The organism is Variovorax sp. 05T418 (genome assembly GCF_056396385.1).
Window position 1 is genome coordinate 158,751 of sequence record NZ_JBFTLJ010000010.1, and the last position, 16,339, is coordinate 175,089.

18 protein-coding genes are annotated in these 16,339 nt (G+C 69.1%); 11 read left to right on the plus strand and 7 right to left on the minus strand.

Features of this window, described 5'->3' with window-relative positions; genetic code table 11:
• Positions 1 to 31: 31 nt before the first annotated feature.
• Positions 32 to 523 carry a MarR family winged helix-turn-helix transcriptional regulator gene (locus tag AC1DMS_RS20695; protein ID WP_015867177.1) on the plus strand — a complete coding sequence of 164 codons (492 nt, stop codon included), beginning with the start codon at positions 32 to 34 and terminating at the stop codon, positions 521 to 523.
• A gap of 15 nt (positions 524 to 538) precedes the next feature.
• On the opposite strand, the gene AC1DMS_RS20700 is transcribed toward AC1DMS_RS20695, so the two are convergent.
• A complete protein-coding gene (locus AC1DMS_RS20700; RefSeq protein WP_062365511.1) occupies positions 539 to 1,201 on the minus strand; it encodes a TetR/AcrR family transcriptional regulator in 663 nt (220 codons plus the stop codon).
• A 128-nt stretch (positions 1,202 to 1,329) separates the two neighbouring features.
• Between AC1DMS_RS20700 and AC1DMS_RS20705 the strand changes: the two genes are divergently transcribed.
• The 5 genes from AC1DMS_RS20705 (at position 1,330) to AC1DMS_RS20725 (ending at position 4,728) form a co-directional block, all read left to right on the plus strand.
• Positions 1,330 to 1,767 (plus strand): VOC family protein, encoded by a 438-nt coding sequence (locus tag AC1DMS_RS20705; protein WP_062365510.1) that lies wholly within the window; start codon positions 1,330 to 1,332, stop codon positions 1,765 to 1,767.
• 41 nt (positions 1,768 to 1,808) lie between these two features.
• Positions 1,809 to 2,336 carry an SRPBCC family protein gene (locus AC1DMS_RS20710; protein WP_062365509.1) on the plus strand — a complete coding sequence of 176 codons (528 nt, stop codon included), beginning with the start codon at positions 1,809 to 1,811 and terminating at the stop codon, positions 2,334 to 2,336.
• Positions 2,337 to 2,354: 18 nt separating this feature from the next.
• Positions 2,355 to 2,774: a VOC family protein gene (locus AC1DMS_RS20715; protein ID WP_436289677.1), complete on the plus strand. Its 420-nt coding sequence runs from the start codon at positions 2,355 to 2,357 to the stop codon at positions 2,772 to 2,774.
• Positions 2,775 to 2,810: 36 nt separating this feature from the next.
• Entirely contained in the window at positions 2,811 to 4,304 is a 1,494-nt protein-coding gene (locus tag AC1DMS_RS20720) for a DHA2 family efflux MFS transporter permease subunit (RefSeq protein ID WP_307595866.1), read from the plus strand.
• Positions 4,305 to 4,368: 64 nt separating this feature from the next.
• The gene (locus AC1DMS_RS20725; protein WP_307595865.1) at positions 4,369 to 4,728 is read left to right on the plus strand and encodes a DUF1428 domain-containing protein; all 360 of its coding nucleotides are present in this window, start codon (positions 4,369 to 4,371) and stop codon (positions 4,726 to 4,728) included.
• A 21-nt stretch (positions 4,729 to 4,749) separates the two neighbouring features.
• Here AC1DMS_RS20725 and AC1DMS_RS20730 read toward each other — a convergent pair whose 3' ends face one another.
• Positions 4,750 to 5,508, minus strand: coding sequence for a sulfite exporter TauE/SafE family protein (locus AC1DMS_RS20730; protein ID WP_478181708.1), 759 nt, complete (start codon positions 5,506 to 5,508; stop codon positions 4,750 to 4,752).
• Between the two features lie 200 nt (positions 5,509 to 5,708).
• On the opposite strand from AC1DMS_RS20730, the gene AC1DMS_RS20735 reads away from it, so the two are divergent.
• A complete protein-coding gene (locus AC1DMS_RS20735; RefSeq protein ID WP_478181709.1) occupies positions 5,709 to 6,182 on the plus strand; it encodes a DoxX family protein in 474 nt (157 codons plus the stop codon).
• Between the two features lie 12 nt (positions 6,183 to 6,194).
• Here the strand turns inward: AC1DMS_RS20735 and AC1DMS_RS20740 are convergent, their stop codons facing one another.
• On the minus strand, positions 6,195 to 6,941 hold the full coding sequence (locus AC1DMS_RS20740; RefSeq protein WP_478181710.1) for a Crp/Fnr family transcriptional regulator: 747 nt from the start codon (positions 6,939 to 6,941) through the stop codon (positions 6,195 to 6,197).
• Positions 6,942 to 6,969: 28 nt separating this feature from the next.
• On the opposite strand from AC1DMS_RS20740, the gene AC1DMS_RS20745 reads away from it, so the two are divergent.
• Positions 6,970 to 8,613 (plus strand): adenylate/guanylate cyclase domain-containing protein, encoded by a 1,644-nt coding sequence (locus AC1DMS_RS20745; protein WP_478181711.1) that lies wholly within the window; start codon positions 6,970 to 6,972, stop codon positions 8,611 to 8,613.
• Between the two features lie 25 nt (positions 8,614 to 8,638).
• Here AC1DMS_RS20745 and rtcA read toward each other — a convergent pair whose 3' ends face one another.
• Genes rtcA through AC1DMS_RS20760 form a run of 3 tightly spaced genes read right to left on the minus strand, consistent with a single transcriptional unit; the run spans position 8,639 to position 11,283 of the window.
• A complete protein-coding gene (rtcA, locus tag AC1DMS_RS20750) occupies positions 8,639 to 9,676 on the minus strand; it encodes an RNA 3'-terminal phosphate cyclase (RefSeq protein ID WP_418146038.1) in 1,038 nt (345 codons plus the stop codon).
• Entirely contained in the window at positions 9,673 to 10,056 is a 384-nt protein-coding gene (locus tag AC1DMS_RS20755) for a zinc-ribbon domain containing protein (protein ID WP_436036889.1), read from the minus strand. Before AC1DMS_RS20755 ends, rtcA begins: the two co-directional genes overlap by 4 nt.
• Positions 10,057 to 10,059: 3 nt before the next feature.
• Positions 10,060 to 11,283: an RtcB family protein gene (locus AC1DMS_RS20760; protein ID WP_478181712.1), complete on the minus strand. Its 1,224-nt coding sequence runs from the start codon at positions 11,281 to 11,283 to the stop codon at positions 10,060 to 10,062.
• 239 nt (positions 11,284 to 11,522) lie between these two features.
• Here AC1DMS_RS20760 and rtcR point away from each other — a divergent pair, with 239 nt between their 5' ends.
• The 3 genes from rtcR to AC1DMS_RS20775 all read left to right on the plus strand — a co-directional run bounded on the left by rtcR (position 11,523) and on the right by AC1DMS_RS20775 (position 14,501).
• Positions 11,523 to 13,133: an RNA repair transcriptional activator RtcR gene (rtcR, locus tag AC1DMS_RS20765; protein ID WP_478181713.1), complete on the plus strand. Its 1,611-nt coding sequence runs from the start codon at positions 11,523 to 11,525 to the stop codon at positions 13,131 to 13,133.
• A 36-nt stretch (positions 13,134 to 13,169) separates the two neighbouring features.
• On the plus strand, positions 13,170 to 14,117 hold the full coding sequence (gene lhpI / locus AC1DMS_RS20770; RefSeq protein ID WP_478181714.1) for a bifunctional Delta(1)-pyrroline-2-carboxylate/Delta(1)-piperideine-2-carboxylate reductase: 948 nt from the start codon (positions 13,170 to 13,172) through the stop codon (positions 14,115 to 14,117).
• Between the two features lie 141 nt (positions 14,118 to 14,258).
• Positions 14,259 to 14,501 (plus strand): hypothetical protein, encoded by a 243-nt coding sequence (locus tag AC1DMS_RS20775; protein ID WP_015867195.1) that lies wholly within the window; start codon positions 14,259 to 14,261, stop codon positions 14,499 to 14,501.
• Positions 14,502 to 14,546: 45 nt separating this feature from the next.
• Here the strand turns inward: AC1DMS_RS20775 and AC1DMS_RS20780 are convergent, their stop codons facing one another.
• Positions 14,547 to 16,337 (minus strand): cytochrome c biogenesis protein DipZ, encoded by a 1,791-nt coding sequence (locus tag AC1DMS_RS20780; protein WP_478181715.1) that lies wholly within the window; start codon positions 16,335 to 16,337, stop codon positions 14,547 to 14,549.
• Between the last annotated feature and the right edge of the window lie 2 nt (positions 16,338 to 16,339).

The following is a 16,339-nucleotide window of genomic DNA, read 5'->3' on the forward strand; positions in this document are numbered from 1 at the left end:
GGTCGGGCCGGCCACGAGTTACGCTCGGGCCATGCCCCGTCCATCCAAGAACAGTCCCGCCAAGGCAGAGCCGGCCGCAGCGCCAAACGGCAAATCGGAGCGGCTCGACGCCCGCATGCTGGAAGCCCTGGTCGGCTACAACGCACGCCGCGCCTGGCTCATCGTGAGCAGCGTGTTCGCCGACCGCATGGCGCCGTACGGCCTCAAGCAGATCGACTTCTCGGTGCTGTCGCTGCTGGCGCACAACCCGGGCGCCACCTCGCGCCAGCTGTGCAACACGCTCGACATCCTGCCGCCCAACCTGGTGAGCCTGGTCGCCACGCTCGACAGCCGCGGACTCATCGAGCGCCGCCCGCATCCGCACGATGGCCGCGCGGTGGGCCTGCACCTCACCGAGGCCGGAGAAAAGCTGATTCGCGAGGCCGAGCAGACCGTGACGCAGCTCGAGGCCGACGCCAGCGCCCGGCTCACGGTGCGCGAGCGCGAAACGCTGATCCGGCTGCTGCAGAAGATCTACCTGTAGCCGGGGCCACCCAGGCTAAAGCCCCCGCTCCACCATGTCGATCAGCCGCTGCCCCAGCGCATGGCTGGATTGCGCGTCCAGGCCCTTGAGCGGTCCTTCGATGATCAGCAGCGCCAGGCCGTGCACGGCCGACCAGGCCAGGTATTCGGCATTGGGGCGGTGCGAAGGGTCGAGCGCACCTGCTTCCACGAGCCGGTCGATCGCCGCGCCCAGCAGCTGGAACGGATCCTTGCCGCTGGCCCCCTCCTTTCCCGGCCCCACCTCGCCTTCGGCGTCTTCCGACGACACCACGAAAGCGGTGCGGAACAGGCCCGGCTCGGCCTGGGCAAAGCGCAGGTAGCCGGTGCCGATGGCCCGCACCTGCGCCCGCGCGAAGTCGACGGGCGGCTGGTCGCAGGGCAGCACCGCCAGCTCCTTTTCCATCGCACTGGCCGCCGCCGACAGCGCGGCCGCGCGCACCGCCAGCAGCAGCTCCCGCCGGCTCGCGAAATGGCGGTAGGCCGCATTGGGCACCACGCCCGCGCGGCGCGTCACCTCGCGCAGCGCCACCGCATCGGGGCCGCCGTCGCGCGCCAGTTCGATCCCAGCGTCGAGCAGCGCGCGGCGCAGGTCGCCATGGCGGTAGGTGCTGCGGGCCGCGGGCGGGCTCGGGGCTGGCGGGACGATGCGGGGGCTCATCAGGAATCTCCATGTGGACAGTGTCCATTATGTCTGCTATTCTTTGTGGACGGTGTACACAAACTTAGTTATTCCGTATGCGCGCAGGTCTCTGCGCATCCTTTCATCCTCAGTCCAAAGGAAACGCCATGAAAGTCCAGTCCTATCTGTCGTTCGAAGGCCGCTGCGACGAAGCGCTCGCGTTCTACAAGAAGGCGCTCGGCGCCGAAGTCGTGCAGCTCATGCGCTACAGCGAGGCGCCGCAGATGCCGCCCTCGTCCGATGCCGACGCCAGCTGCGGCGGCGGCGCGCCGGCGGCCGACAAGGTGATGCACGCGGTGGTGTGCATCGGCGAAACCGAGCTGATGGCCTCCGACGGCCGGTGCTCGGGCCAGCCGGAGTTCAAGGGCATCATGCTGGCCCTCACCGCCGCCACCGACGCCCAGGCGCGCCAGTGGTTCGATGCGCTGGCCGACGGCGGCCAGGTGATGCAGCCGCTGATCCCGACCTTCTTCAGCTCCAGCTTCGGCATGCTCACCGACCGTTTCGGCGTGGGCTGGCTGCTGGTGGTGCACGCCGGCCAGTAACCCGTCGCCGCGACGCCCGCTCCCGCTCCAGGAATACCTTCATGCTCAAGAAAATCGCCCTCGCCATCCTCGCGCTGATCGCGATCGTGCTCATCTACGCCGCCGTCCGCCCCGGCAGCTTTCGCGTCGAGCGCACGGCGCGCATCGCGGCGCCGGCCGAGAAGATCTTTCCGCTGATCAACGACTTCCACCGCTGGGGCGAGTGGTCGCCCTACGAGAAGCTGGACCCGGGCATGAAGCGCGCTTTCGGCGGGGCACCCGCCGGCCGGGGCACGACCTACGCGTGGGAAGGCAACGACAAGGCGGGCGCGGGCCGCATGGAAATCGCCGAGTCCACGCCGGCTTCGAGGATCGCGATCCGGCTCGATTTCATCAAGCCCTTCGAAGCCCGCAACATGGCCGAGTTCACGCTGCAGCCGCAGGACGGCGCGACACAGGTGACCTGGGCCATGCACGGCCCGAGCCCCTACGTCGCAAAGCTCATGGGCATCTTCTTCAACATGGACCAGATGATCGGCAAGGACTTCGAAACCGGCCTTGCCAACCTCAAGACGGCCTCCGAAAAATAACCCCCGAAAGGAAACACCATGTCTCCCATCCACGCCTACCTGACGTTCGACGGCAACGCGGCCGAGGCCATGCGCTTCTACGAGAAGACGCTCGGCGGCACCATGCAGATGATGATGACCGTCGGCGAAGCGCCCGGTACCGAGCAGATGCCGGCCGAGGCCAAGAATCGCATCATGCATGCGTCGCTGGCCTACGGCGACGGCATGCTGATGGCCTCCGACGCCATGCCCGGCCAGGCCTACGAAGGCATGAAAGGCTTCGGCGTTGCGCTGACCCTCGAGACCGTCGCCGAAGCGCGCCGCGTGTTCGACGCCTTTGCCGAGGGCGGCACCGTCTCCATGCCCTTCGAGAAGACCTTCTGGGTCGAGGGCTTCGGCATGGTGACCGACCGCTTCGGCACGCCCTGGCTCATCAACGGCGGCAAGCCGCTGGTCTGAAATCACCTCACACGCAATTTGCAGGAACCGTTCTTCATGACCGACACACTCGACAACAACCGCAAGCGCTGGCTCGCACTGATGGTGCTGTGCCTGGGCGTGCTGATGATCGTTCTCGACACCACGATCGTGAACGTGGCGCTGCCCTCGATCCGCACCGACCTCGGCTTCACCGAGACCTCGCTGGTCTGGGTGGTGAATGCCTACATGCTGACCTTCGGCGGCTTCCTGCTGCTGGGCGGGCGGCTGGGCGACCTGTACGGCCACCGCAGGCTCTTCCTGATCGGACTCGTGCTGTTCACGCTGGCCTCGCTGGCCTGCGGCCTCGCCAACTCGCAGGCGCTGCTGGTCGCGGCGCGCGCGGTGCAGGGGCTGGGCGGCGCGGTGGTCTCGGCGGTGGCGCTCTCGCTGATCATGAACATCTTCACCGAGCCGGCCGACCGCGCCAAGGCGATGGGCGTCTACGGCTTCGTCTGCGCGGGCGGCGGCAGCATCGGCGTGCTGCTGGGCGGGCTGCTCACGAGCACGCTGAGCTGGCACTGGATCTTCCTGGTGAACCTGCCGATCGGCGTGGCCGTGTATGCGCTGTGCCTCGCGCTGCTGCCCTCGGCCCGCGGCCATGCCCATGGCGAGAAGCTCGACGTGGCCGGCGCCGTGGCGGTGACGCTGTCGCTGATGCTCGCGGTGTATGCCATCGTCAACGGCAACGAGGCCGGCTGGCAGTCGGCGCAGACGCTCGGCCTTTTGGGCGCGGCAGTGGTGCTGATGGCGCTCTTCATCGCCATCGAGGCCCGGGTGCAGCATCCGCTGATGCCGCTCGGCCTGTTCCGGCTGCGCAGCGTGTCGGTCTCCAACGTGGTGGGCGTGCTGTGGGCGGCGGCCATGTTCGCGTGGTTCTTCATTTCCGCGCTCTACATGCAGCTGGTGCTGGGCTACACGCCGATGCAGATCGGCCTGGCGTTCCTGCCGGCCAACCTGATCATGGCGCTGTTCTCGCTGGGCATCTCGGCCAGGCTGGTGATGCGCTTCGGCATTCGCCGGCCGCTGTCCGTGGGGCTGTGGCTCGCGGCCATCGGGCTGGCGCTGTTTGCGCGGGCGCCGGTGAACGGCAGCTTCGTGGTCGACGTGCTGCCGGGCATGCTGCTGCTCGGCCTGGGGGCGGGCATGGCGCTGAACCCGCTGCTGCTCGCGGCCATGAGCGAGGTGAGCCCGACCGAGTCGGGCCTGGCCTCGGGCGTGGTCAATACGGCCTTCATGATGGGTGGCGCGCTCGGGCTGGCGGTGCTGGCCAGCGCGGCCGTCGCGCGCACCGCGTCGATGGAGGCGGCCGGCGCAAAGCTGGCGCTCGCGCTCACCGGCGGCTACAACCTCGCGTTCCTGATCGGCGCCGTGTTCGCGGCCGTGGCGGGGCTGCTCGGGGCCGTGCTGCTTCGCACCGCATCGCCAGGGTCCACCCAGAACAACGAAGACAACAACAGCAAGGGGTCCGCGGCATCCGCAGGCACGGCCAACCGTGCGGCGGCGTCCTGAGGGTCCGCCCGCCGGGCGGCCCCTTTTTCTTTCCTTTCTTCCGTTTATCTCAAGGAGACTTCCAATGGCTCGCTATGTCGATGGCTTCATCGTTCCCATTCCCTCGAACAACGTCGAGGCCTACCGCAAGCTGGCGCGCAAGGCCGGCAAGATCTGGATGGAGTACGGCGCGCTCGAATACGTGGAATGCGTGGCGGACGATGTGAAGCCCGGCAAGTTCACGTCTTTTCCGCAGAGCGTGAAGCAGAAGGCCGACGAGACCGTGGCGTTCTCGTGGATCGTCTACAAGTCGCGCAAGCACCGCGACGCGGTCAATGCCAAGGTGATGGCCGACCCGCGCCTTGCCGCGATGGACCCCAAGACCTTGCCGTTCGATGGCAAGCGGATGATCTTCGGCGGGTTCAAGTCGATCGTCGAGTTCTGACCCGAGACCCCGAGACCGGCCTCAGGCGAAGAATCCGTCGTAGACGAGCTTGAGGCCGGTCAGCAGCATGCCCAGATACACGAAGCGATAGAACCACGCCGCGTCGATGCGCCGGGCAATGCGGATGCCCACCCACACGCCGAGCGGCGCCAGCGGCATCAGCGCCGCCGAAGTGGCCAGCGTGCGCAGGTCGATCAGGCCGAGCCATGCGTAGGGAATCCACTTGCTCAAGTTCACCACGAAGAAGAAGTACGCCATGGTGGCGGTGAACACCACCGGCTTGAGCCGCAGCGGAATCACATAGGCATTGATCGGCGGCCCGCCGGCATGCGCGATGAAGCTGGTGAACCCCGAGACCGCGGTGAGCGCTGCACCCACCGCGCGCGAGGGCAGCGGATCGTCCGGCTTGGGCGGAAACACCAGCCGCTGCGCCAGGAACAAGAGCGTGAACACGCCGACGATGCCGGCCACCGTGTGGGCCGAGAGCGTGCGGAAAAGCAGCGTGCCGATCACCGTGCCGAGCAGCCCGAAGGGAATCAGGAACTTGAGCAGCGCGCGGTCGAAGTCGTTGCGGAAGGCGGCCAGGCCGAGCAGGTCCATCAAGAGCAGCAGCGGCATCAGGATGGCCGCGGCCTGCGGCACGGTGACCGCCAGCGCCATCAGCGGCACCGCCAGCGAACCGAAGCCGGCGCCGAAGCCGCTCTTGCTGATGCCCAGCAGCAGCACGGCGGGAACGGCCACCGCATAGAAATGCGGATCGGTGATGAGGGGAAAGACCATGGGGAAGGAAGCGGCGCAGAAAAAAGCCCGCTGAGTACCGGGTAGCGGGCCGCCCGAGCGTAGCAGGATGGCGCCGGCCATGGGTTGCCCTCGGAAATTGTGCGTAAACGCACATACCGGGGTGCGGCAGCTGCGCACACTGGAAGCGCAACCGCCGCACTGCGCGGCGACTCCCTCCCATTTTTTCTCAAGGATTCGCCATGAACACCCGGGCTGCCTCCATCGCCTCCGCCGCTTCGGCGTCTTCTTCCTCGTCGTTCCTTGCCACGCCCGCCGCCCGCGACGACTCCGGCAAGCTGCTGCTGCGCCTGGCGATCGGCGTGCTCGTGCTGCTGCACGGCATCTTCAAGATCTCGGCCGGCGTGGGCTTCGTGAACGCGATGCTGATGAAAGCCGGGCTGCCGGGCGGGCTGGCCTACCTGGTGTACGTGGGCGAGATCGTGGCGCCGCTCCTCATGATCGCCGGCTTCTGGACCCGCGCCGCCGCCGGCGTGGTGGTCATCAACATGCTTGCGGCCTTCGGCCTGGTGCACATGGCCGACCTGTTCGCGCTGACCAAGCAAGGCGGCTGGGCGCTCGAGCTGCAGGGCCTGTACCTGTTCGGCGCGCTCGCCGTGGTGCTGCTGGGCGCGGGCCGCTTCAGCCTGGGCGGGCTGCGCGGCCGCTGGAACTGAGCCTCGGCCGGCTCAGCCGGCGTCGCCCCTGACCTGCGAAACCATCGCCTCGAGCCGGGCGACGTCGGCCACCCGCAAAGCCTTGCCGTCCTTCTGAAGCACGCCGCTGCGCGCCAGCACGTTGAGCTCGCGGGTCACCTGCTCGCGGTTGGTGCTGATCTGGCTCGCCAGCGCCGCGTGCCTGGGCGCCGGCTCCAGCCGGGCCTGGTTGTGCGCCACGCCCGCGGCCCGCGCAAGGCGCAGCAGCTCGGCATGCAGCCGGTTCTGGACCCCCAGCGTGCTCAGGTCGATCACGCGCTCCGACAGCTGGCGCACCAATGACGCCAGCCGCTGCATCACGCGCTCGGCCACCAGCGGCTCCTCGCGCAGCAGGCTCAGGAAGGCGGCGCGGTCGAGGCTGGCCAGCACGCTCGGCAGCAGCGTGACCACGTCGGCCGAACGCGGCCCGCCGTCGATGGCGGCAATGTCGCCGAAATGCTCGCCGGCCTCCGAATCCCTGAAAGTCACCTGCCGACCGTTGGCCGCATAGGTGGTCACGCGGACCCGGCCCGAGACCAGCAGGAACACCTCGCCCTGCTGCTGTTCGGCCCGCAGCAGCAGGGGTTTGCCGGCCTCGACGCTGTGCCACAGGCATTGCTGCGCAAGCAGGTCGAGCCGCTGGTCTGGCAAGCCTTCGAACAGCGCGATGCGGCGCAGCGCGAGGCTGGAACGGGGAATGTCTGGAGTGAGGGCCATGCCGGTGAAGAGGGGCGCGCGCATTATGCTCGGGTGCCCTTCGAAGCCATTCATGGACAGACGCTCCCCACCCATCGCCCGGCTGCCGAAACCGCCAACCCGGCGCAACCTCCGATGGACGAGCGGACTGGTGCTGATGGCCTATGTCACGGCGCACCTGCTGAACCATTCGCTGGGCATCGCGTCCTTTGCGGCGGCCGAGGCGGTGCTGCGCAATGTGCAGCTCTTCTGGCACAGCCTGCCGGGCACGCTGCTGCTGTACGGCGCGGCCGGCGCGCACCTGGCGCTGGCGGTGGCCGCGCTGTGGGAGCGCCGCACGCTGCGCATGCCGCCGCTCGAGGGCCTGCGCGTGCTGTTGGGTTTTGCGCTGCCGCTGCTGCTGGCCACCCACCTGACCGCCATGCGCGGCGCCTACCTGGCCTACGGCATCGAGGGCTCCTATGTGCGCGTGGTCGCCGGCCTGTGGAGCCTGCCGGGTGCCGGCGCGCAGTTCACGATGCTGCTTGCGGCCTGGGCCCATGGCTGCCTCGGCATCCACTTCGCGCTGCGGGCGCGGCCGGCCTACCGCCGTCTTTCCTATCTGCTGCTGGCCATTGCCGTGGTGCTGCCGCTCACGGCAATGATGGGCTTCATCTCGATGGGGCGCGAGTTCCAGTGGACCGGCGTGCCGCCTGCGGTGCTGCCAACTCCGGCCGAGGGCCGTGCGCTCGACACGGCGGAGGGCCGCATCAAGTTCTTCTATGCGCTCGGCCTCGCTGCCCTGCTGGCGGCCTATGCGGCGCGCAACTGGTTTGCGCGCCGCGCGCGGGGGGCGTCGATCGCGCTGCGCTATCCCGGCCGCACGGTGCACGTGCCGCGCGGCTGGAGCGTGCTGGAAGCGAGCCGCTCGCATGGCATCGCCCATCTCTCGGTGTGCGGCGGGCGGGCGCGCTGCTCGACCTGCCGCGTGCGCGTGCTCGGCCCCGCACAGCACACGGACCCGCCCGACCGCGACGAGCAGCGAACGCTCGACCGCGTGCGCGCCCCGGGCGGCGTGCGGCTGGCCTGCCAGCTGCGCCCGCGAGGCGACATCGAGGTCATCCCGCTGTTCGCACCGGCAAGCCACGGAAGGCAGCCGGCGCCGGCCAGCAGCTTCGGCCGCGAGCGCGACGTGGCCATCCTGTTCGTGGACCTGCGGCGCTGGTCGGGGTTGGCGGAGGGGCAATGGCCCTTCGACCTGGCCTATGTGCTCGACCGCTACTTCGCCACCGTGGGCGCCGCGGTGCGCGAATGCGGCGGCGTGCCGAACCAATTCATCGGCGACAGCGTGATGGCGATCTTCGGGCTCGACACCGACCTGCCCACCGCATGCCGGCAGGCGCTGCGCGCGACCGAACTCATCGGCCAACGCATGGACGCGTGGAGCGAGGGCTTCGAAGCCCAGTTCGGCCACCAGCTGGACTTTGGCATGGGCCTGCACGCCGGACGCGCGGCCGTGGGCGAAGTGGGCTACCTCGACACCACCACCTTCACCGCGATCGGCGAGGTGGTCAACACCGCGAGCCGGCTGCAGGACCACGCCAAGACGGCCGCATCGCGCCTGGTGGTCTCGGTGTTTGCCGCGCAGCAGGCCGGCTTCGCGCATGCGGGAGGGCAGGTCGAAATGCTGGCCGTGCGCGGCCGCTCCGAGCCGATTGCGGTGATCTGCTGCGACTAGCAGCCGCTGATTAACGCGGTGCGCTTCAGGCCGGCGCCACCGTCACGGTGGCCGCGCCCGGCGCTTGCGCGATGGCATAGCGCACCGGCAGGAAGCGCTCGATCACCGCGCAGTTGGTGCGCGTGTGCTCGGTCACTTCGCTGCAGGTGAAGGCGCCGCCGCGGCCGCTCTGCCATGCCGCCAGGCCCAGCAGCAGGGCCAGCTGATCGGCCAGGTGCGGGCCCACGGCCGCCTGGCTTTTCTGGAATTCGCGCAGCTCCTTCACCAGGCCGTGCGCCACCTGCTCGGCGCTCAGCGACTTTTCGCCGAAAGCCGTGAAGACCTCGGTGACATGCTCGTGCGCCAGCGTGGCAAGCAGCGCGTTGCCGGGGCCTTCGTTCTGGCGCGCCGCTGCGGTGCGCAGCTGCTCGCCGGACCAGCCCATGGCCTTGCCCAGCGTCTCCAGTTCGCGCACGGCAATGTGGCGCGCAAGCCCCGGCGCCAGGCACTCCGCATGGCTCGACAGCAGCGCGCCGCGGCCCATCAAATCGAAGGGCCGCAGCCCATCGGCCGCCGGCACGATGGCCGCTTCGACCTCCCCGCCGCCGGCCGGATAGAAGCCGCAGCGGCGCAGCACCAGCTGCAGGTCCGCGCCCAGGCGGCGCACCAGCGGTGCGAATGCGCGCTCCAGGAAGTGGAAAGGCGGCGCCATCGGGTTGTGCGTGCCGCCGCTCAGATGCAGATGGCTCGGCGCACCGGCCAGCAGCAGCGGCGGCAGCACCGTCTGCAACACCAGCATGCAGCTGCCCGCGCTGGCAATCGCGAAGCGGTAGTCGCCCGCGCGCACCGGCCCCGGCACGAAGCGCAGCGACTGCGATCCGAGCTCGGCCCCTTCGACCTGCGCGCCACTGATCTGTGCCGCTGCATTCACGCAGGCCAGGTGCTGGCGCATCAGGCCCGGCTTGGCGCGGCCTGCGCGAATCTTCTCGATGGCCACTGGCTGGCCCGTGGCCACCGAAAGCGCCAGGCTGGTGCGCAGGATCTGCCCGCCGCCCTCGCCTTGCGAACCGTCGAGTTCGATCATGGGCGGCCTCCTTGCTGCGCGGCGACCACGGCCGCGCCGGAGCGCGAAAGCGCGCGCCTTGCGAGCCGGCAGGCACGGCAGCGCACCGCCGTGCTGTTGATGTTGCCCAGCGCCACCTCGTACCACCACTTCTGCTGCTTGGCCGTCCACACTTCGTCGGCGCCGCAGTCGCGGCAGGTGAAGGCCTTGTCCACGTAGAACGTGGGCAAGGGTCCGTAGGTATTGTTGTGCGCGGCCAGCAGCGCCGTATCGGCGACCACCAGGCCGGCACCGCTCACGGGCCGCGCGCCGGCGGGCAGCCGCTGCTCGGCCAACCTGCGCGCGGCGCGTTCGAGCCGATGTGCCTTGATTTCGGAGCGGCGTTGCTTGTTGCTTTTCATGGGTTATCCCTTCACGCACACCACCTGCTTGAGCGTGTAGACCACCTCCACCAGGTCCTTCTGCGCCTCCATCACCGCGTCGATGTCCTTGTAGGCCATCGGGATCTCGTCGATCACGTCGGCGTCCTTGCGGCATTCCACGCCTTCGGTCGCGGCGATCTGGTCGGCGATGGTGAAGAGCTTCTTCGCCTTGGTGCGGCTCATCTTTCGACCGGCGCCGTGGCTGCAGCTCATGAAGCTCTCGGGGTTGCCCTTGCCGCGCACGATGTAGCTCTTGGCGCCCATGCTGCCGGGAATGATCCCGAGCTCGCCGGCCTTGGCGCTCACCGCGCCCTTGCGCGTGACGAGCACCTCTTCGCCGAAGTGCGTCTCGCGGCTCACGTAGTTGTGGTGGCAGTTCACCGCTTCCACGTGCGCCTCGAAAGGCTTGGCAATCACCTTGCGCGCGGCCGCGACCACGCGCTGCATCATCACCTCGCGGTTGGCGCGCGCGAACTTCTGGGCCCAGCCCACCGCGCGCACATAGTCGCCGAAGTACTTGGCGCCTTCCTCGAAGTACGCCAGGTCCTGGTCGGGCAGGTTGCGCTGGTGCAGTTCGGCGTCCTTCTTCGCAAGCTCGATGAAGTGCGTACCGATGGCATTGCCCACGCCGCGCGAACCCGAGTGCAGCATGAACCACACGGCGCCCGCCTCGTCGAGGCAGACCTCGATGAAGTGGTTGCCGGTACCCAGCGTTCCCAGGTGCTTGTGGTTGTTGGTGTTCCTGATGCGCGGGTAGTCCTCGCAGATCAGGTCGAACTCATCCACCAGCTGGGCCCAGGCGGCGTCGGTTTCGTCGGGCGGCGTTTCCCACGACCCCTTGTCGCGGCCCATGCGCTTGGGGTTGCTTCCGTGCGGCACGGCCTTTTCGATGGCCGAGCGCAGCGGACCCAGGTTGTCGGGCAGGTCGCGCGCGTTGAGCGTGGTCTTGCACGCCATCATTCCGCAGCCGATGTCCACGCCCACCGCGGCCGGGATGATGGCCTTGAAGGTCGGGATCACCGAACCCACGGTGGCGCCGATGCCGTAGTGCACGTCGGGCATGGCCGCGATGTGCTTGAACACGATGGGCAGGCGCGCCGCGTTCTCGAGCTGCTTCTGCGCCTCGTCTTCCACGGGCACGCCGTTCGTCCACATCTTTACGGGGACGCCGTTGGCTACTTCGTGCTGTTTGTAGTTGTTTGCCATCTTTTTGCCCTCTGATCATCAAATTGTCCGGCGGGGAGGATGCCGATGCACCCTCCCCCGACTCACGCCACAACGGCGCTTGGGACCTCTCCTTGCGAAGAGCGTGCCAATATGGTCCGCGTGCCGCGACTTTCTTCAAGTCGTTGATGTCATTGGATTTTTTCGATATTTCGCGTGAAAAATGATTCTGCTGTCTCTTCATGAAACTAGAATATTGGCTAGTAATTTAGCTTCATCGAATGAAACCCATCGTCGTCATCGGCTTCCTCGGCACCCAGCTCGACGCCGGCCAGGGCGCGGGCCGCTGGAACAAGTGGCGCCCGACGGTCTCGCTCGCGCAGCACGAGGACATGGTCGTCTCGCGCATGGAGCTGCTCTACACGCTCAAGCACAAGGCGCTGGCCGAGGTGGTGAAGGCTGACATCGAGGCCGTGTCGCCCGAGACCGCGGTCAACCTCGTGCCCTTCGACCTCGCGGACCCCTGGGACTTCGGCGAGGTCTACACGCGGCTGTACGACTGGGCGCGCGCCTACACCTTCGACACCGAGCGCGAGCAGTACTGGACGCACATCACCACCGGCACGCATGTGGCGCAGATCTGCATGTTCCTGCTGTCGGAATCGCGCGTGGTGCCGGGCGTGCTCGCGCAGACTTCGCCGCCCCGGAAGCAGCGCGAAGGCGAGGCCGGCAAGTGCACGCTGATCGACCTCGACCTGTCGCGCTACGACGTGATCGCGCGGCGCTTCGACGCGGAGCAGCGCGACGCGGTCGCGTTCCTCAAGAGCGGCATTGCCACGCGCAATGCGCGCTTCAACGCGCTGATCGACGAGATCGAGCGCGTGGCCGTGCGTTCGCGCGCGCCGATCCTGCTGGTGGGGCCGACGGGTGCGGGCAAGTCCTTCCTCGCGCGGCGCATGTTCGAGCTGAAGCAGGCGCGCCACCAGATGAGCGGGCCGTTCGTCGAAGTGAACTGCGCCACGCTGCGCGGCGACGGCGCGGCCTCCACGCTGTTCGGCCACAGGAAGGGCTCCTTCACCGGCGCGGCAAGCGACCGGGCCGGGCTGCTGCGCACGGCGAACCAGGGCGCGCTGTTCCTCGACGAGATCGGCGAACTCGGGCTCGATGAGCAGGCGATGCTGCTCAAGGCCATCGAGGAGAAGCGCTTCTTCCCGGTGGGCGCCGACAAGGAAGTGGAGAGCGATTTCCAGCTGATCGCCGGCACCAACCGCGACCTGCGCAGCGACGTGGCCGAGGGGCGTTTCCGCGAAGACCTGTTCGCGCGCATCAACCTCTGGACCTACGACCTGCCCGGCCTCGCGCAGCGGCCCGAGGACATCGAGCCCAACATCGACCACCTGCTGGCCATCCACGCGGCCGAGAACCACCGCGTGGTGCGCTTCAACGCCGAGGCGCGCGCGGCCTACCTGCGCTTCGCGCAGAGCGGCGAGGCGCTGTGGTGCGGCAACTTCCGCGACCTCTCGGCCAGCGTGACGCGGCTGGCCACGCTGGCGGACGGCGGGCGCATTCCGGTGGCGCTGGTCGAAGCGGAGATCGAGCGGCTGCGCTGGCTCTGGAACCGCGAGGGCCCGGCCAGGCGAAATGCAGGCGCTGCCGACATCGACCTCGGCAGCCTGCTCGGCGATGACCGCGCGGCCGCGCTCGACCTGTTCGACCGGCTGCAGCTCGAAGCGGTGGTGCGTGTGTGCCGCGACTCGCGCAGCCTGTCGGATGCGGGGCGGCAGCTCTTCCAGGCCTCGCGCGCGCAGCGCAGCGTGGTGAACGATGCCGACCGGCTGCGCAAGTACCTGGCCAAGCACGGGCTCGAATGGAGCCGCATCGCGGCGGGCTGAGCTATCCTCCCGGCGCCCCGCAGCCTCCACGCCGACATGAAACATTTCGACCCCACCGCCACCCGCGAGCCGCTGGACTTTGCGCGGCTCGTGCCTGCGCTGCGCGCAGCCTTCGCGGCCGAGGCGCAGGTGCCGCCGCGCCATGTGCACGCCATCGAGACCGCCGGCGCCGACAAGGGCACCGTGCTCATCATGCCGGCGTGGAGCGACGCGGGCTTTCTGGGCATCAAGACCATCAACATCTTTCCGGGCAACAGCGCGCGCGGCCTGCCCGGCCTGCATGCGACCTATGTGCTGTACGACGCGCGCACCGGCGTGCCGCTGGCCATGATGGACGGCAACGAGCTCACCGCGCGCCGCACGGCCGCGGCGTCGGCGCTGGGCGCCTCGTTCCTGGCGCGCACCGATGCACGCCGCCTGCTGGTGCTGGGCACCGGCCGCGTCGCGCGGCTGCTGCCCGCCGCGCATGCGAGCGTGCGGCCCATCGACGGGGTGCTCGTGTGGAACCACCGGCCCGAAGGCGCCCAGGCCCTGGCCGCGCAATGGCGCGCCGAAGGGTTCAACGCCCGGGCCGCCACCGGGCTCGAAGCGGCCGTGCGCCAGGCCGACATCGTGAGCTGCGCCACGCTGGCCACCGCGCCGCTGGTGCGCGGCGAATGGCTGGCGCCGGGTTCGCACCTCGACCTGATCGGCAGCTTCACGCCCGCCATGCGCGAGGCCGACGTGCGCTGCTTCGAGGGTGCGCGCACCTTCGTCGACACCACCGAGGCGCTGCAGAAGGCCGGCGAGCTGCTCGACGCGATCGCGGCCGGCACGCTGCGCGCCGATGAGGTGCAAGGCACGCTGGCCGCACTCTGCCGGGGCGAATGCGCGGGCCGCACGGGCCGCGAAGAGCGCACGGTCTTCAAGGCCGTGGGCAGCGCGCTCGAAGACCTGGCGGCCGCCACGCTGGTCTGGCAGCACGCCGAATCGAAGCCGGCCTAAGGCTTAAGGCCTAGAAAACCGCGGCCGCGGCGCAGCGGGAAGCTCGCTTACCGACAGTCACATACGTCATGCAGCGGATGGCACGCCTCTTGCGCCAACGCTAACCTGATGCCCATACCCAAAGGCCAGGAGGCCCGCCCCATGCTCACCATCTTCCAGAAAGCCACCATCCTCAGCAAAGCCGGTTTCGAGGTGCCCGCCTGTCCGGCCGAGGATGCCTCGGCCGGTGCGGTGTCCCAGAAGATGCACGACTGGGCCAAGGCCATCGAGACGCTGTACGTCAGCTACGTGGCGGCCCGCGCGGCCAAGAGCCTGCGGGATGCCGAGGAATCGCGCCAGACCGACATGCTGCGGCGGCTCTCGCTGAGCGCCTGGGCCGCCTGACACGCAGGCTCGGCCGCCCGGTCCACGCCCGAGCCGCGTCAGCGCTCAACCGAAAGTGAACGCGTAGGCCTGCGCGCCGGCGTCGAAAAACTCGATCTCGAACAGCCGCTCCCGGCTGCCCTCCGCCTGCCGCACCAGCTGGTACAGCTTCTGTGCATCGATCACGCCGTAGCCCTGTGCGTCGGTGTCAAAGCCGTGGTCCGCGAGCGGCGGCTTTCCATCCACCAGCACCCTGAAGCGCACCGGCTTGCCATTGGCCGCCGGGCCCAGCACCAGGTGCAGGTCGCGCGCCTGGAAGCGATAGGCGATCCGGCCGTTGGCGCTGTTCAGCATGGCGCGCTCGGCCTCCACCGTCCAGTCGCCGGCCAGCGACCACTGGTTGGTGCGCAGCGCCGGGCCTGCGGCCTGGTAGACCTTCGCATGGTCCCGCACGATGCCCCCGGGCGAGGCAAAGCCGTGCGCACGCTCGTGGCCCAGGTAGGTTTCGCCGGAGAGCGCCGGCTCGGCGCCGGGCGCGGCCTGGGTACCCTGCCCGAGCGGCGCCACCAGCCCGGCGGCGATGCGGGTCTGGCCCGCCTCGGCCAGCAGCTGCTGGATCACCTGCTCGGCCTTGTCGTAGCGGTTCTCGCCGAACTGGTGGTGGCGGATGCGGCCCTCGGCATCGATGAAATAGAACGCGGGCCAGGCCTGGTTGTCGAAGCCGCGCCAGATCGCGAAGTCGTTGTCCAGCGCCACCGGAAAGCCGATGCCCAGGTCCTTGACGGCCTTGCGCACGTTGGCCGGCTGCTTCTCGAACGCGAACTCCGGCGAATGCACGCCGATGACCACCAGCCCCGCGTCCTTGTACTTCTCGGCCCATGCACGAAGGTAGGGCAGCGTGCGCAGGCAATTGATGCACGAGTAGGTCCAGAAGTCGACCAGCACCACCTTGCCGCGCAGGGCCTCGGGCGCGAGCGGCGCGGAGTTGATCCATTCGGTGGCGCCGGCCAAGGAGGGAAAGCGGCCTTCGACCCTGAGCTCGCGCGCGGGCGGCGGGGCCGTGCGATCGTCCGACACGCGCACGAGGCCCGCGTCTTCGCGCAGCGCGACCGGTTCCGGCTGCGGCTTGCCTGGCTTGATCCTGTCCACCAGCGCCTGCTCCAGCGCCGACGTGGTGCCCACCGACAGGCGGGCGAGCAAGCCGGTGTCCAGCCCGAGCGCAATGGCGCCCACGCCCACCAGCACGGCCGCGCCGGCGGCGCGCCGCACCCATTCGCCGGTATGCAGCGAACGCTTCATGACAGAGAGAAGCCGCCCGCCGAACAGCAGCGCGGCCGCGAGCGAGGTGCAGGCGCCGGCCGCATAGGCCAGCAGCAGCAGCGAGGTGCCGACGCTCGCGCCATTGAGCGCCGCGCCCGTCAGGATCAGGCCGAGGATCGGCCCCGCGCACGGCGCCCAGAGCAGGCCCGTGCCCACGCCCAGCAGCAGCGGCGAGAACCCGGATGCAGGTGCCGCGCCATCGCCGCCGCGCGGCTCGGACATGCGGACGCCCAGCGCCACCAGCGGCCGGCCGAGGCGCTCGGCCACGCCGGGGAACAGCAAAGTCAGGCCGAACAGCGCGAGCAGCGCGATGGCGGCATGGCGGCCGTATTCGTTGAGCGTGACGATCCACCCGCCGCCCACCGCCGCCAGCGTGGCCACGGCGGCAAAGGCCAGCGCCATGCCCAGCAGCATCGGCAGGCCGTGCGAGCGGAACGGTCGGTCGGCGCGCGCAAACACGAAGGGCAGCACCGGCAGGATGCAGGGGCTCAGGATGGTGAGCACCCCGCCCAGGTAGGCAATGAAGAGGATGAGCATGA

Excerpts from the sequence above, each read along its gene's own strand:
- AC1DMS_RS20695 (WP_015867177.1), top strand. The coding sequence starts at position 32 with ATGCCCCGTCCATCCAAGAACAGTCCCGCCAAGGCAGAGCCGGCCGCA.
- AC1DMS_RS20700 (WP_062365511.1), bottom strand. The coding sequence starts at position 1,201 with ATGAGCCCCCGCATCGTCCCGCCAGCCCCGAGCCCGCCCGCGGCCCGC.
- AC1DMS_RS20705 (WP_062365510.1), top strand. The coding sequence starts at position 1,330 with ATGAAAGTCCAGTCCTATCTGTCGTTCGAAGGCCGCTGCGACGAAGCG.
- AC1DMS_RS20710 (WP_062365509.1), top strand. The coding sequence starts at position 1,809 with ATGCTCAAGAAAATCGCCCTCGCCATCCTCGCGCTGATCGCGATCGTG.
- AC1DMS_RS20715 (WP_436289677.1), top strand. The coding sequence starts at position 2,355 with ATGTCTCCCATCCACGCCTACCTGACGTTCGACGGCAACGCGGCCGAG.
- AC1DMS_RS20720 (WP_307595866.1), top strand. The coding sequence starts at position 2,811 with ATGACCGACACACTCGACAACAACCGCAAGCGCTGGCTCGCACTGATG.
- AC1DMS_RS20725 (WP_307595865.1), top strand. The coding sequence starts at position 4,369 with ATGGCTCGCTATGTCGATGGCTTCATCGTTCCCATTCCCTCGAACAAC.
- AC1DMS_RS20730 (WP_478181708.1), bottom strand. The coding sequence starts at position 5,508 with ATGGTCTTTCCCCTCATCACCGATCCGCATTTCTATGCGGTGGCCGTT.
- AC1DMS_RS20735 (WP_478181709.1), top strand. The coding sequence starts at position 5,709 with ATGAACACCCGGGCTGCCTCCATCGCCTCCGCCGCTTCGGCGTCTTCT.
- AC1DMS_RS20740 (WP_478181710.1), bottom strand. The coding sequence starts at position 6,941 with ATGCGCGCGCCCCTCTTCACCGGCATGGCCCTCACTCCAGACATTCCC.
- AC1DMS_RS20745 (WP_478181711.1), top strand. The coding sequence starts at position 6,970 with ATGGACAGACGCTCCCCACCCATCGCCCGGCTGCCGAAACCGCCAACC.
- rtcA (WP_418146038.1), bottom strand. The coding sequence starts at position 9,676 with ATGATCGAACTCGACGGTTCGCAAGGCGAGGGCGGCGGGCAGATCCTG.
- AC1DMS_RS20755 (WP_436036889.1), bottom strand. The coding sequence starts at position 10,056 with ATGAAAAGCAACAAGCAACGCCGCTCCGAAATCAAGGCACATCGGCTC.
- AC1DMS_RS20760 (WP_478181712.1), bottom strand. The coding sequence starts at position 11,283 with ATGGCAAACAACTACAAACAGCACGAAGTAGCCAACGGCGTCCCCGTA.
- rtcR (WP_478181713.1), top strand. The coding sequence starts at position 11,523 with ATGAAACCCATCGTCGTCATCGGCTTCCTCGGCACCCAGCTCGACGCC.
- lhpI (WP_478181714.1), top strand. The coding sequence starts at position 13,170 with ATGAAACATTTCGACCCCACCGCCACCCGCGAGCCGCTGGACTTTGCG.
- AC1DMS_RS20775 (WP_015867195.1), top strand. The coding sequence starts at position 14,259 with ATGCTCACCATCTTCCAGAAAGCCACCATCCTCAGCAAAGCCGGTTTC.
- AC1DMS_RS20780 (WP_478181715.1), bottom strand. The coding sequence starts at position 16,337 with ATGCTCATCCTCTTCATTGCCTACCTGGGCGGGGTGCTCACCATCCTG.